Source organism: Citrobacter sp. Cpo061, from assembly GCF_030332845.1.
GTDB lineage: Bacteria > Pseudomonadota > Gammaproteobacteria > Enterobacterales > Enterobacteriaceae > Citrobacter > Citrobacter portucalensis.
Map to the genome: position 1 here is coordinate 53,694 of NZ_JAOWHB010000054.1, position 13,409 is coordinate 67,102.

At 51.4% G+C, this 13,409-nt stretch carries 12 protein-coding genes, 1 pseudogene and 1 other annotated feature; of the genes and pseudogenes, 3 read left to right on the plus strand and 10 right to left on the minus strand.

The window, feature by feature from the left end; genetic code table 11:
* Positions 1-36 precede the first annotated feature (36 nt).
* The 6 genes from OGX97_RS20530 to phsA form a co-directional block, all read right to left on the minus strand.
* Complete coding sequence (locus tag OGX97_RS20530) at positions 37-1,095, minus strand: FUSC family protein (RefSeq protein ID WP_204192300.1); 1,059 nt, start codon at positions 1,093-1,095, stop codon at positions 37-39.
* 107 nt (positions 1,096-1,202) lie between these two features.
* Positions 1,203-1,670 carry a DNA gyrase inhibitor SbmC gene (gene sbmC / locus OGX97_RS20535; RefSeq protein ID WP_008785156.1) on the minus strand — a complete coding sequence of 156 codons (468 nt, stop codon included), beginning with the start codon at positions 1,668-1,670 and terminating at the stop codon, positions 1,203-1,205.
* Positions 1,671-1,793: 123 nt separating this feature from the next.
* Complete coding sequence (gene dacD, locus OGX97_RS20540) at positions 1,794-2,966, minus strand: serine-type D-Ala-D-Ala carboxypeptidase DacD (RefSeq protein WP_032941959.1); 1,173 nt, start codon at positions 2,964-2,966, stop codon at positions 1,794-1,796.
* A gap of 139 nt (positions 2,967-3,105) precedes the next feature.
* Complete coding sequence (gene phsC / locus OGX97_RS20545; RefSeq protein WP_218659141.1) at positions 3,106-3,873, minus strand: thiosulfate reductase cytochrome B subunit; 768 nt, start codon at positions 3,871-3,873, stop codon at positions 3,106-3,108.
* Entirely contained in the window at positions 3,870-4,448 is a 579-nt protein-coding gene (gene phsB, locus OGX97_RS20550; RefSeq protein WP_003834185.1) for a thiosulfate reductase electron transport protein PhsB, read from the minus strand. The genes phsC and phsB overlap by 4 nt, the downstream gene beginning before the upstream one ends.
* A 14-nt stretch (positions 4,449-4,462) precedes the next feature.
* Positions 4,463-6,736 carry a thiosulfate reductase PhsA gene (gene phsA, locus OGX97_RS20555; RefSeq protein WP_279850760.1) on the minus strand — a complete coding sequence of 758 codons (2,274 nt, stop codon included), beginning with the start codon at positions 6,734-6,736 and terminating at the stop codon, positions 4,463-4,465.
* Between the two features lie 399 nt (positions 6,737-7,135).
* Between phsA and sbcB the strand changes: the two genes are divergently transcribed.
* Entirely contained in the window at positions 7,136-8,560 is a 1,425-nt protein-coding gene (gene sbcB / locus OGX97_RS20560) for an exodeoxyribonuclease I (protein ID WP_218659139.1), read from the plus strand.
* A 58-nt stretch (positions 8,561-8,618) separates the two neighbouring features.
* On the opposite strand, the gene plaP is transcribed toward sbcB, so the two are convergent.
* The 4 genes and pseudogenes from plaP to OGX97_RS20575 all read right to left on the minus strand — a co-directional run bounded on the left by plaP (position 8,619) and on the right by OGX97_RS20575 (position 12,045).
* Positions 8,619-9,980 carry a putrescine/proton symporter PlaP gene (plaP, locus tag OGX97_RS20565; RefSeq protein ID WP_003834188.1) on the minus strand — a complete coding sequence of 454 codons (1,362 nt, stop codon included), beginning with the start codon at positions 9,978-9,980 and terminating at the stop codon, positions 8,619-8,621.
* On the minus strand, positions 9,970-10,032 hold the full coding sequence (gene yoeI, locus OGX97_RS23235) for a membrane protein YoeI (RefSeq protein WP_099045591.1): 63 nt from the start codon (positions 10,030-10,032) through the stop codon (positions 9,970-9,972). Before yoeI ends, plaP begins: the two co-directional genes overlap by 11 nt.
* 162 nt (positions 10,033-10,194) lie before the next feature.
* Positions 10,195-11,179, minus strand: a pseudogene (locus OGX97_RS20570) (LysR family transcriptional regulator).
* Between the two features lie 41 nt (positions 11,180-11,220).
* Positions 11,221-12,045: an SDR family oxidoreductase gene (locus OGX97_RS20575; RefSeq protein ID WP_136392093.1), complete on the minus strand. Its 825-nt coding sequence runs from the start codon at positions 12,043-12,045 to the stop codon at positions 11,221-11,223.
* 174 nt (positions 12,046-12,219) lie between these two features.
* Between OGX97_RS20575 and hisL the strand changes: the two genes are divergently transcribed.
* Both hisL and hisG read left to right on the plus strand, forming a co-directional pair.
* Positions 12,220-12,267, plus strand: a complete 48-nt coding sequence (gene hisL / locus OGX97_RS20580; protein WP_100250077.1) for a his operon leader peptide — start codon at positions 12,220-12,222, stop codon at positions 12,265-12,267.
* Positions 12,243-12,365: a sequence feature (His leader region), on the plus strand. It overlaps the preceding gene by 25 nt.
* A 45-nt stretch (positions 12,366-12,410) precedes the next feature.
* Positions 12,411-13,310 carry an ATP phosphoribosyltransferase gene (gene hisG / locus OGX97_RS20585; RefSeq protein WP_003834191.1) on the plus strand — a complete coding sequence of 300 codons (900 nt, stop codon included), beginning with the start codon at positions 12,411-12,413 and terminating at the stop codon, positions 13,308-13,310.
* The last annotated feature ends 99 nt before the right edge of the window (positions 13,311-13,409 follow it).

The window sequence follows — 13,409 nt, forward strand, 5'->3', positions numbered from 1 at the left end:
CGAAGCAGCAGTAGAACCAATCCCCTCATCTGCTCTTTATTTGCGCAGCGCGCGACAGATCAAATGAGAGAGCAACTCCAGCTGTCGCGCCATTTCCATATTTAGCCAAACGTAGCCGTGAATGGGCGTTTCAGCGACATTATCGCCCTTATGCTCAGCAATAAGCTGACGTAACTCCACCACGGTGTCATTGAGTTTTTCCGTATTGGCAAGCACCGGTTGTGGATTACCTTCATACAATGCGTGGGTTATCGTCAGTAGCGCCTGTTGTGTCCTGAGCTGTGTTTCACGCAAAGTATGCGCATTCAACATAACAAAGTGGCTTGTACGGCTGGCCCAGAGCGCATTGATTTGCAGCTCAAGCATGCAGACCAGGTTACGATTAACCGTCTGAATAGCTTCAAAGATTGATCTTTGAATGCGGGTTTCTTTGCTGGCAGGAACGATGAGCCCACGCATTTTGACAACATCACTTAAAAGCTGTTGTAAATGCTTCTCCAGTCGCGGTTGCTCCAGCAGGTTGGGAGATAGCGCAGCCTGATACACCCGATTGTACCCCGTTACGCAATGCGCCAGCTGAATTCGCCAGTGTATAAATGCCCGCTGCGGCCAGATACCGGTAAACAGCATTGCCAGTAATGAACCCAGAATAACATCGCCACCGCGCCATAACGCTGTGTTCATATCTCCAGCGGGGGCACCCACAACGACCGCAAGCGTTATACCAATCAGCAACGCCTGATACGGCTTTTTACCCAGTGCCAGCCAGCCGCAGAGAAACATCGCCACCGCGCACCATATCAGCATTAGCGGAAGTGAAAAGAGTTCCAGACGAAGAGCCACCAGCCCAAGTACCGAACCCAGAATTGTCCCGCCAATACGCTCAAACGCTCTGGGGACAACGTTCCCCCAAAAGGAAATAGGCCCCATAATTACCACCAACGTAATCAGAGGCCATGTACCTTCAGGAATGTTCAACAGGCGAACCAACAGAAAAGTAAAAAGAAACGCCAGCGCAATGCGAACACCATGCACCACACGATAATGACGATACAAACGAATTTCAAAAGGACTCAGTGACTTATCTGCACGCACTCATGCACTCCGTCAGGGAATTGCAAAGAACAGAATTGTACCTGTTTTTTGAGTGAAAACATCACCCTGATGACCAGGACATTCATCCTGATTTACACCAAAAACAGTTACTTCGACTGTACCGGCACGTACATTTCAATGTCCCAGTAGCCGTCCTCCATGCCATTGTTCATATAAACTTCAAAGCAAGGTTTAGCGGCTATCGCATACGTCGAATCCTGCAGCAGGCGTTCAAAGAACTGATACCACGGCGTCGCGAAGTCATGATTTTCAACGCGCGCAACGGCGATAGCATAGTCGCCCCCCGCCAGTTCGGTCTGGATCACCCCCTCGCTGTTTTCTGGGATCTCAAAACCTTCAGGCACAGACACCACGGTATCACAACGCAGTTTTTCCGCCGGAACAACGTCAGGATTGTCGTAATAAACAGCTATCCATTCCAGCGGTACGATCTGCTTACCGTCGACCCACATCATTAACTGCTCGAAACCCTGCTTTACCGTTTGTTCCCACGGTCCAACCATATGGAAACCGGCAATTATGCGTTTCTCAACCTGCTTTATCTCGTACTCCATATAACCTCCGTTATTACACTGTATTTATATACAGTGTAATTTTTAGGTATGACGGCCACAAGGAATCAGTGATTATTATGTGAGCAGATTCGCACTCTTGCCAGTCAGGCACATCAGGAAAAACTACGCCTTGTGGTGGAAGTAATCGCTCAAACGCGAGAAGACGCCGCCTTCGTTGACAGACTCCAGCGTAACCAGAGGCCAGTGCGCCACCAGTTTATCCCGATCGTAGAGTTCAATTTCCCCCACACGTTGATGGGCAGCAATGGGGGCAACCAGTTCTTTCTTATCAAGAACATATTTTGCCTTGATATTAGCGACTTCGGCTTTAGGCAGGGCCATCCAGAAATCCTGCTCTGTGCCAAGGCTAATTTTTTCTTTATCGCCGTACCAGATCCGTTCAATACCAACCTGCTTACCGCTACGTAATACCTGCACGGTATCGAAGTTCTGTTGTCCCCATTGCAGCAATTTTCGCGCCTGGTCTTCACGCCCTTTCGCACTCTCCGCCCCCATCACAACTGCAATCAGGCGGCGCTGCCCATCAACGGCAGAAGCAATCAGGTTGAATCCAGCGCCGGAGGTATGTCCTGTCTTCAGACCATCGACGTTCATAGTTTTATCCCACAACAAACCGTTACGGTTTTGCTGCGTGATTCCGTTCCAGGTAAGGCTTTTTTCACTGTACATATGGTAGAAATCCGGCTCTCCATGGATGATAGCTCTCGACAGCACGGCCAGATCGTAAGCTGAGCTATGCTGACCTGGCGCATCCAGACCATGTACCGTTTCAAAATGCGTGTCCCGCAGGTTCAGCTTTTGCACATAGTTGTTCATCATCGCGACAAACTGCGGCTGCCCTCCGGCGATGTAATCCGCCAGCGCCACACAGGCATCATTACCGGAATCAACAATTAACCCGCGACTCAGATCGCGCACAGAAACGCGATCCCCTTCTTTCAGGAACATTAAGGATGAACCGACGAATACCGGATTATCTTTCGCCCAGGCATCGCGCCCTACGGTGACAATATCTGTCGGACTAATACGCTTGCTGTCGATTGCGCGATCAACAACATAGCCGGTCATCAGCTTGGTCAGGCTGGCAGGGTTGCGCTGCTGGTGTTCATTTCCGGCTGTCAGGATTTGGCCCGTGGTGTAATCCATTAATACCCACGCACCGGCATTAATTGCCGGAGGCTGTGGAGCGAAACTGGCGACGTCGGTCGCGTACGCGGGCGAAAAACTCATCGCAAATAGTGAAGCGGCAATAAACAAACGGCGTTTCAACAGCATGTCCTCAGGAAATGGAGAAATAGCCGTTCTTTTTACGGAAGTTCTGGCGAACAAACATGGATAAATTGCAAGAAAATGTGACATAAGGCACATTTTCTTGCTGTATGGAAAGGATTTCAGATATCGACCGCGTCTGGCGTTACCCTTTGCGCGGTGCCGTTTCTGCGTGATGGCTACGATGACGATGATAGCCATCTATCATACTGCGGAAAATTTGCCCCGGCGTGTCACCCAGCGTGCACAGGTAAATATGCGCACAGATGAACAGTAAGCCGACAATCGCCAACACCATATGCAGCACCAGCATCACAGGCCCTGCCCCTATCACCTGCGGGTAGAGGCATAACAACCCGGTGATGATTAGCAGCGGAACCAGCGCATACATGATGGCCAGATAAGCCAGCTGTTGTAGCGGGTTAAATTTACTCTCTGCCGTTGCGGCAAACGGGTGTGGTTCACCCTTCATGATGCCATACAGATAAAAGCGCGTTTGCAACAAGCAGCGTGATATCAACCCATTAAACTTCACCCGGTAATGACAACCGTTGCCGCTGGTTGCGTTGATTAGCACAAAACCAACCCAGAAGGCCAACAAGGCGAAACCGCACCAGGTATGTACCTGCACCATCAATGCCACCGGTCCGAGAGAGAAGTGACCAAACAGGCCACTCAGCAAAAGCAGGATAAAAAGCAGCGCATTACCCCAGTGCCAGCGGCGGACTGCCAGAGAATAAAGGTAATCCCGGTGCTCTTCTCCGATTGCCGTCTTGGGTGCCAGCATCCGACGTAACAGCGCGTGCATAACCAGGCCCGAAATCATCAGCACAACAACAACGCCTGCATAAATGAGCCACAGCGGCCAGTAGTCCGGCGCATAGTTAAGCTCTGCTCCCCAGATAGAATTCATGCTTTACCCTCCTGATGGATCTCTTTACGCCGATAAACACTCACCGGACCGCTACGCGTATCCTGCTGGCGATAAACCTCTTTTTGATTTATCCAGTGCTGAATTTCCGGATCGTCACGACGACCAAATTTCAGCGCATCCGTCGGACAAACGGAAACGCAGGCGGGCGATTGACCGCTCTCGAGTCGGGTATCTGCGCAGAAGTTACATTTGTCGGCAATTCCCGTTTGCGGATTGAGATAACGGACATGGAACGGACAAGCGGCAACGCAGTAGTCACAGCCAATACAGCGAGACTTATCCACTTGCACAATGCCATTTTCGTCGCGAAATGATGCACCGGTCGGACAAACGCTGACACACGGCGCATCTTCACAATGCTGACAGGAAACGCGAACAAACTGGAAGTGGGACAGCACCTCGGGTTCATGTTCGGGTGAACGGATCTGCACCTGTAGACGGCTAAATCCCTCTGGCACATCATTCAGAACTTTGCAGGCAACCGTACATGCCTGACAGCCGATACAGCGTTTCTCGTCATGCAGCATGACATAAGGGTTCGTAGATTGATTCATGATGTTCTCCTTTCTCATGCCCGACGAAGCGTAACGCCAGCGGTGTGGACCACCGTACCGGAAACCGGACTGGTAACATGCGGAAGCAAATTACCGCAATGGATACCGTGCGTTGTCGCTGCGGTTTTGGCTCCCGCCTTGGCGCCAAATCCCATATAAACAAACAGCGTATCGGGCCGAATTCCGGCGGTGACCAGCGCTTTGCCTTTTTCCTTGCCGGTCGCATTTTCCAGCCAGATGTCATCACCGCTTTTGATGCCTTTTTCACGGGCCGTTTGCGGGTGGATCCACACCGCGTTATCCCACATCAACTCGCTAAGCAGTGGCACGTATTGCGTCGCACCGTTGGTATGCACCGCCACTTTTCCCTGGATAAAATAGAGTTCACTGTCGCCTTTAAGCGCAAAATTGCGCGCGCGCGGAATACCGTATCCAGGCAGGAGCGTTTCCAGCTCTTCGGAATAGAGTTCGATTTTTCCTGACGGAGATTTAAAGCGCAGTTGCTCGCCGTAGGTACCGTCGCTGTCAACCGCCGCCGCGCCCGGATAGCGTTCCACAAACTGACGCACCGCTTCAGGTTCACGCAGCAGCAACGGAACACCCCACTCCCGATACCCTTTATGACGCAATTCAGCAGATAGCGCATGATCGCCATTAAGCTGGTATAACTGACGCGTTTGCATATCCTGCCATGGGTAGAATTGGCCAAGGCCTAACTGCACGGCCAGCTCTTTCCAGATTTGCCAGCTCGGACGCGCATCACCAATAGGTTCTACTACCTGCTGACGCAGGGCATAGGCTGGATTCAGACCCGACATGTCTGAAACTTCTTCATCGCGCTCAAGGTAAGTACATTCAGGCAAAAGGTAGTCGGCATACGCCGCGCTTTCGCTTAAATAGACATCACAACTGACCACAAGGTCGAGCTGTTCAACGGTTTTGACCAGATCTGGTCGACAGGTTACGGTTTGGAAAGGGTTGTGTCGGGACATAATCCATCCCTTCACCGGATAAGGCGTCTGGTTTAACACAGCATCAATGATGCTTTGCACCACACCACCGCCCGCCGCGATGTACTTAAACTGCGGGGCTACCAGATCGATACGCTGCGCCGTTGGCTTGGGTAATTTGACATCGGGTTTTGCCAGCACCGGAGCGACCTTCTCTCCAGCCAGCTTATTGTAAGTTGCCGCCGCTTTTTTCTGATACAAACCGCCTTCACGCTCAATATTGCCAAGCAGCACATTGAGGGTAAAAATCATGCGCCTCATATCAATTTCTTCTTGCGAAAACGTCGCGCGATGGCCCGGACTGACGATGGCATGAGGCGCGCAGGCGGCCATTTCGCGGGTGACCCGAACAATGACATCAGCAGGCACATCCGAGAGCTGCTGCGCCCATTCCGGCGTGGTCTCTTGTACCGCTTCTGCCAGTTGCTCAAACCCCGTGGTGTAGCGCGCAACAAATTCCGCGTCATACAGATTTTCATTGATCATGACGTGACACATGGCCATCAGCACCGGTAAATCGCCGCCCGGCTTGAGCGCATGCCATTCATCCGCCTTGCTGGAGAATACGGACAGACGGGGATCGAAGCTGACCATCTTCGCCCCCTTCTCCTGCGCGGTCATCAGCTCATGCGTATCAGCAACCTCGATCCCTTCATAGAGGTTATGGCCAAAAGAGACCATATAACGGGTATTGGCGATATCCATGGCTAAATCGCCACCCATCATAACTTTAGCGGCAATGGCTTTACCGGCAGGACACGTTGATGCGTGAGTAAAGGTATTCGGTGACCCGAAAGCCGTCGCGAGGTGAAATAAATGGCCAGACAGCGAGCCAGATTTAGACGAGAAGACGACTCCCTGGGGACCATATTGCGTTTTTATTGCCGTCATTTTTTCGGCGATTTCTTTATACGCCTGTTCCCAGCTAATAACCTGCCAGTCACCGCTCCCGCGAGGTCCTGTGCGTTTCATGGGTTTAACAATGCGATGAGGGTCGTTGACCAGGCTAACGCCGCTGCCGCCACGAGCGCAGACACGTGTCCCCTGCTGTGGCGCATTAGGGTTTCCCTGAATAAAAACCGTTTTATTATTAATCACCTGAGCCTGAATTGGGCAGCGAAAAGAACACATCTCGCACAAACTTGGCGTCAGGGATGTTTTCCCTTTGATGCTCTCTGGAGAATTTCGCGCCAGTGCCCCAGGCGGGAAACTGCCTATCGCACAGGCTGAACAGCCTATACCCACTCCTCGCAAAAAATTACGCCGACTAATGCTCATATAACCTCCTGTTATTAGATATATCCAATAATTATATGGCGTTTGGATTATTTATTTTTTACATCAATCACATTTCATTACAATGCATGACAGCGAATTGACATAAATAAAAACCCATTGTTTATAAAAGATTTTTAAAGTTTCCAGAACACAACTAATAAGAGGAAAATAACAATAATGGTTATCAGTTAGATTATTTACAACCCCGCAACTTCAAGATGTTTTATTTCCGTAATTTATTTTAACAGTGCGGAATTTATTAATTAATTCCATTAATGTCCTGTTTATCTCAATTTTATTGCGTACACAATCCAGCTTAGATAATGCCATAGCTGATTATCTCGCTATTTTTTGGTATTCTTGAACCAGCGCTAAATTGATCCCGGACATAACTGAACAATGAATGACGGCAAGCAGCAACCTGGTTTTCTCTTCCACGATTACGAGACCTTTGGTACCCATCCGGCGCTGGACAGACCCGCGCAATTTGCGGCTATCCGCACAGATAATGATTTCAACATCATCGGTGAACCAGAAGTCTTTTATTGCAAACCCGCGGACGATTATCTGCCGCAGCCTGAGGCGGTGTTGATTACGGGTATCACACCGCAGGAAGCACGTGAAAAGGGAGAAAATGAAGCCGCTTTTGCTGCACGCATCCACGCCCTGTTCACCGTGCCGAAAACCTGTATCCTGGGCTATAACAACGTGCGCTTCGATGATGAGGTGACGCGCAACATCCTGTATCGCAATTTCTACGATCCCTATGCCTGGAGCTGGCAGAACGATAATTCGCGCTGGGATCTGCTGGATGTGATGCGCGCCTGCTATGCACTGCGTCCTGAAGGCATTAACTGGCCGGAAAACGACGACGGCTTACCCAGCTTCCGCCTGGAGCATTTGACCAAAGCCAACGGTATTGAGCATGCCAATGCTCACGATGCGATGGCGGACGTATACGCCACGATCGCAATGGCGCAATTAGTGAAGTCGCGCCAGCCGCGTCTGTTTGATTACCTCTACAGCCATCGTAATAAGCACAAGCTGGCCGCGCTGATTGATGTCCCGCAAATGAAGCCGCTGGTCCATGTCTCTGGTATGTTCGGCGCATGGCGCGGCAACACCAGTTGGGTAGCGCCGTTGGCGTGGCATCCGGAGAATCGTAACGCGATTATTATGGTCGACTTAGCCGGTGATATTTCGCCGCTGCTCGAACTCGACAGTGATGCCCTGCGCGAGCGGCTTTACACGTCTAAAGCGGATCTGGGTGATAACCCGGCCGTACCGGTTAAACTGGTGCACATCAACAAATGCCCGGTACTGGCACAGGCGAATACCCTGCGTCCGGAAGATGCCGACCGTCTTGGCATTAACCGCCAGCACTGTCTGGATAATCTCAAAGTTCTGCGTGAAAATCCGCAGATACGCGACAAAGTGGTCGCGATCTTTGCAGATGCGGAACCCTTTACACCGTCAGATAACGTAGATGCCCAACTGTACAACGGCTTTTTCAGCGATGCTGACCGTGCGGCGATGAAAATCGTTCTGGAAACCGAACCACGCAATTTACCGGCGCTGGATATCTCCTTTGTCGATAAGCGCATTGAAAAACTGTTGTTTAATTACCGTGCACGTAACTTCCCGGGAACGCTGGACGAAGCAGAACAGCAACGCTGGCTGGACCATCGCCGCCAGGTATTCACACCGGAGTTTTTGCAAAATTACGCCAATGAACTGCAGTTATTGAGCCAGCAGTATGCGGATAACAAAGAAAAGTTGATGCTGCTGAAATCACTCTGGCAGTATGCCGAAGAGATTGTATAAATCCCACACATAAAAAAACGGAGAACATGTCTCCGTTTTTTTTAGTTAAATGCTGTTATTACGCGACATCTTCGTCGTACTGCGGCACCGGGTTGCGGAAGCTTTTGGTCACACAAGCCAGGTAAATCAGACCGATACCGGCCCAGATCAGACCCAGAACCATTGAGCTCTCTTCCAGATTCACCCACAACGCACCAACGGTCAGCGCACCGCACATCGGCAGGAACAGATACTGGAAGTGGTCTTTCAGCGTCTTGTTACGCTTCTCACGGATCCAGAACTGGGAGATCACCGACAGGTTAACGAAGGTAAACGCCACCAGCGCACCAAAGTTAATCAGCGCCGTCGCCATCACCAGGTCGAAGTTGATTGCCAGCAGAGCAATCGCACCAACCAGAATGATGTTCATAGACGGAGTACGCCATTTCGGGTGTACATAACCGAAGAAACTTTTCGGGAACACGCCGTCACGCCCCATCACGTACATCAGACGCGCTACGCCAGCATGCGCCGCCATACCGGACGCCAGTACGGTAATGGTAGAGAAAATCAGCGCGCCAACCTGGAAGAACTTACCAGCGACGTACAGCATGATTTCCGGCTGTGAAGCGTCTGGATCTTTGAAGCGCGAGATATCCGGGAAGTACAGCTGCAACAGATAGGTGGAGACGATAAAGATCAGGCCACCAATCAGCGCGGTCAGGAAAATCGCACGCGGGATCACGCGCTCAGCGTCTTTGGTTTCTTCTGACAGGTTGCTGATACCGTCAAAACCGGTGAACGAGAAGCACAGGATCGTAGCGCCCGTGATCATCGGGATCACGTGTGCATCACCTGACCAGAACGGACGGCTGCTCGCCAATGTACCAGCACCTTCCCCTTCGAACACGCCATAAACGACCATGCCGAGGATCACTGCAATCAGCACCACCTGCAACAACACGATTACGGTGTTGAAATTCGCAACGGATTTAAGGCTGCGCAGGTTGAAGGCGGTCATAAAGGCCACCAGCGCCACCACGAATATCCATGACGGTATCGACGGCACCAGGGCTTCAAAATAAATTTTTGCCAACAGAATGTTGATCATCGGAGCGAACAGGTAGTCCAGCAGTGATGACCAACCCACCATAAAGCCAACGGTCGGGCTAATGGATTTCTGGGCGTAAGTGTAGGCAGAGCCTGCAGACGGATAGCGACGCACCAGTTTACCGTAGCTCAGTGCGGTAAAGAGGATGGCGATCAGTGCAAAGGCGTAAGCTGTCGGGACGTGACCATCGGTCATTCCTGATACGATACCGAATGTATCGAACAGCGTCATCGGCTGCATATAGGCAAGGCCCATCATGACAACCGGAACCAGCGTAAGCGTTTTACGTAATTCCACGCGAGAGGTGTTTGGAGTAGCGTTATGCGACATGGTTATCCCCCATTACGGCGAAAACCGTCGCGTAAGCAAAAAATTGCCCCATTTTTTGTTAATCCTCAGCGACAACAACTGTCGATTTTTAAGTAAGTATCTATCCGGTACGAAGCCCGGCCTCTTTTATGAATGATTGGTTTGATGCAAAAAAATAACCGACGCGTATTAAAACGTCGGTTAATGTCATTTTTTGCAAGCGGCGTATTTTGCCCTAAATTGGGGAGAAATAACAAGAGATTGAAGCGGCCACAAAAGAATATTTTTTCTTAACTGATTGATTTGTCAGCAGCCGTTTTAACATACACCCCCGCAATAGCACTATTTGCTAAAATTTCATCCCGCCACCAGGCACTGGCCAACCCGGCGGTCTGTTCATTCCAGCCTATCCACACGGGTTCAAAGACAATTTGCGCGACCACTTTTTTCTCAATCAGTGCGCCGCTCTCCAGAAATCGCTGCGCCAGGTAGCGCGGAATATAGCCACATCCCAGACCGCTGATTTGCAGTTCCAGCTTGGTTTTGAAGTCAAAAACGGTAATGGCTTCTTGATCGTCCAGCACCTGGGAGCCTGAGACGTTGGCATGCTGCGCATTGTCCCCCACCACAATGGCGCGAAAACGGCGAATGGTACGACGATTTAACGGTTCCTGTTCCTGCGCCAGCGGGTGATGCGGCGCAACCACAAACACCTGTTCCAAAACCCCGAGCCGTGCAAAGCCAAATTCACTCGCTGCAGGGGGTTCATGCATGGCGCCAACGATAATATCCGCCCGGCCCTGAGTTAGGGCATCCCAGGAGCCGCCCAGCACGCCATTGATAAATTTCAGGCGCGTCACGCTGTGGTGTTGATAGAAAGATTCGATGAGTGGGGCCAGCAGTGAAAAGGGAAACGTATCATCTACGCCAATAACCAGTTCATTCTCCCAGCCTTCGTGAAGTTTAATCGCCTGCTTTTCAAGTTCGCGGACGGTGTGCAGCACCTCCCGCCCCTTTTCCAGCAGCATCTGCCCGGTGCGGGTGAACTTAGCCCGGTGTCCGCTGCGATCGAGTAGCTGAATATTAAGATCACTTTCCAGCTTATGGACGGTGTAGCTGAGCGCAGACGGCGTCTTAAACAATTTTGCCGACGCCGCCGCGAAACTGCCCTCTTTTTCTAATGCATCGAGGATGATAAGAACGTCCAGCAGTGGTTTCATACTCGCCCCCTGGCGGTATACAGCGGCACTCTGCTGGATTGTCACTCCATCGGCATCACCAGCGGGTCAGGATACTGGTACTCAAACCCAAGCTCATTACAAATACGGTTGCCATCAATGACTTTACCTTTACCGTTATCCGTACCGCCGCAAAATTCCGGCGGCTCCATCCCCAACTGGCGGGCCATCTGCGGATAGAACACGTTACGCGCTGGATGCATAGGCGCACATATATTATAGATGTGTCCCCCTTTAGGCGCTTGCAGCAGTAACGTGATGGCAGAAACCACATCGTCCAGATGCACCAGATTGACGCCATGATGTCCGTCTGGTGCCGTCTTGCCGGCAAAGAAGCGACCAGGATGTCTTCCCGGACCGACCAACCCGGCCAGACGCAAAATATCCACCGACGTGCCTGGCAAATTGTGCAACCAGTCTTCAAGTTCTTTCAGGACACGACCGCTCGCCGTGACCGGATTACGCGGCGTCCCCTCTTTCACTGTGCCTTGCACGTCACCATAGACTGACGTCGAACTGGTAAAAATAATTCGTGGGATCCGATACGCCAGCGCGCTGTCGACCAGCTCCTGCATTGCCTGCAAGTAAAATGCTTCCCCAGGACCGCTACGACGCGCAGGCAGCGTAATAACCAGCGCATCGGCGTCCATCAGTGCATCGAGATCGTCAGCCTCACAGACCAGTTCAGGTTCCAGGCGCAGCGAATAACTCTCGATACCGCTCATGCGGGCCGCTTCCACCCCATCCAATGTGGTTTTGCTGCCGGTAACCTGCCAGCCTCTCGCCGCCAGCGACATGGCTAACGGCATGCCTAACCAACCTAACCCGACAATTGCGACCTTTTTCATGCCTTCTCTCCTGACTTTTGGCCTATAACGCAAGGCTACGCCAGCCCACGGTGGCTGACAATTCATAGTATCAATATGAAATGAATTAATGATCAAAAAAAGCCCTTGCTTTCCGTAGCTAAAGTGGTTTAGGTTAAAAGACATCAAATGAATAAACATTCATCGAGAAAATTTATGACACGCGCTCAATTCAAACACCATCATCACCATCATCCTGACTAGTCTTTCAGGCGATGTGTGCTGGGAGACGTTTAAATCTTCCAGCGGTGCATGAGCGTATGAGAAAGCCCCCGGAAGATTTCTTCCGGGGGCTTTTTTTTGTGCGTGACCCAAACTGATTCAGACAGGATAACGAGGAATAAAGAATGTTAGACAACACCCGTTTACGCATAGCTATGCAGAAATCAGGCCGCTTAAGCGATGATTCACGCGAATTACTGGCCCGTTGCGGCATTAAAATTAATCTTCACACCCAGCGCCTGATTGCGATGGCGGAGAACATGCCGATCGATATTCTGCGCGTGCGTGATGACGATATCCCGGGTCTGGTGATGGACGGTGTCGTTGACCTCGGCATCATCGGGGAAAACGTTCTGGAAGAGGAACTGCTCAACCGCCGGGCACAGGGTGAAGACCCTCGCTATTTTACTCTGCGCCGTCTGGACTTCGGCGGCTGCCGTCTCTCGCTGGCTACCCCGGTTGATGAAGCCTGGGATGGCCCGGCAGCGCTGAACGGTAAACGTATCGCGACCTCTTACCCACACCTGCTCAAACGTTATCTCGATCAGAAAGGGGTTTCGTTTAAATCTTGTCTGTTAAACGGCTCAGTAGAAGTCGCTCCCCGTGCGGGTCTGGCTGATGCGATTTGCGATCTGGTGTCCACCGGCGCAACGCTTGAAGCCAACGGTCTGCGCGAAGTAGAAGTGATCTACCGCTCTAAAGCCTGTCTGATTCAGCGCGACGGCGAAATGGCCGAAGCCAAGCAACAACTGATCGACAAACTGCTAACCCGTATCCAGGGGGTTATTCAGGCCCGTGAATCCAAATACATCATGATGCACGCGCCGAGCGAGCGTCTGGACGAGGTCATCGCCCTGCTGCCCGGCGCTGAGCGCCCTACCATTCTGCCTCTGGCGGGCGACCAGCAGCGTGTTGCCATGCACATGGTCAGCAGCGAAACCCTGTTCTGGGAAACAATGGAAAAACTGAAAGCGCTCGGTGCCAGCTCAATTCTGGTGTTGCCGATTGAGAAGATGATGGAGTGATCTGATGCCTGATGGCGCTTCGCTTATCAGGCCTACAAGAATTGTCACAATCATTGATATTACGGGTCTTGTAGGCCGGATAAGGCAGCGCCGCCATCC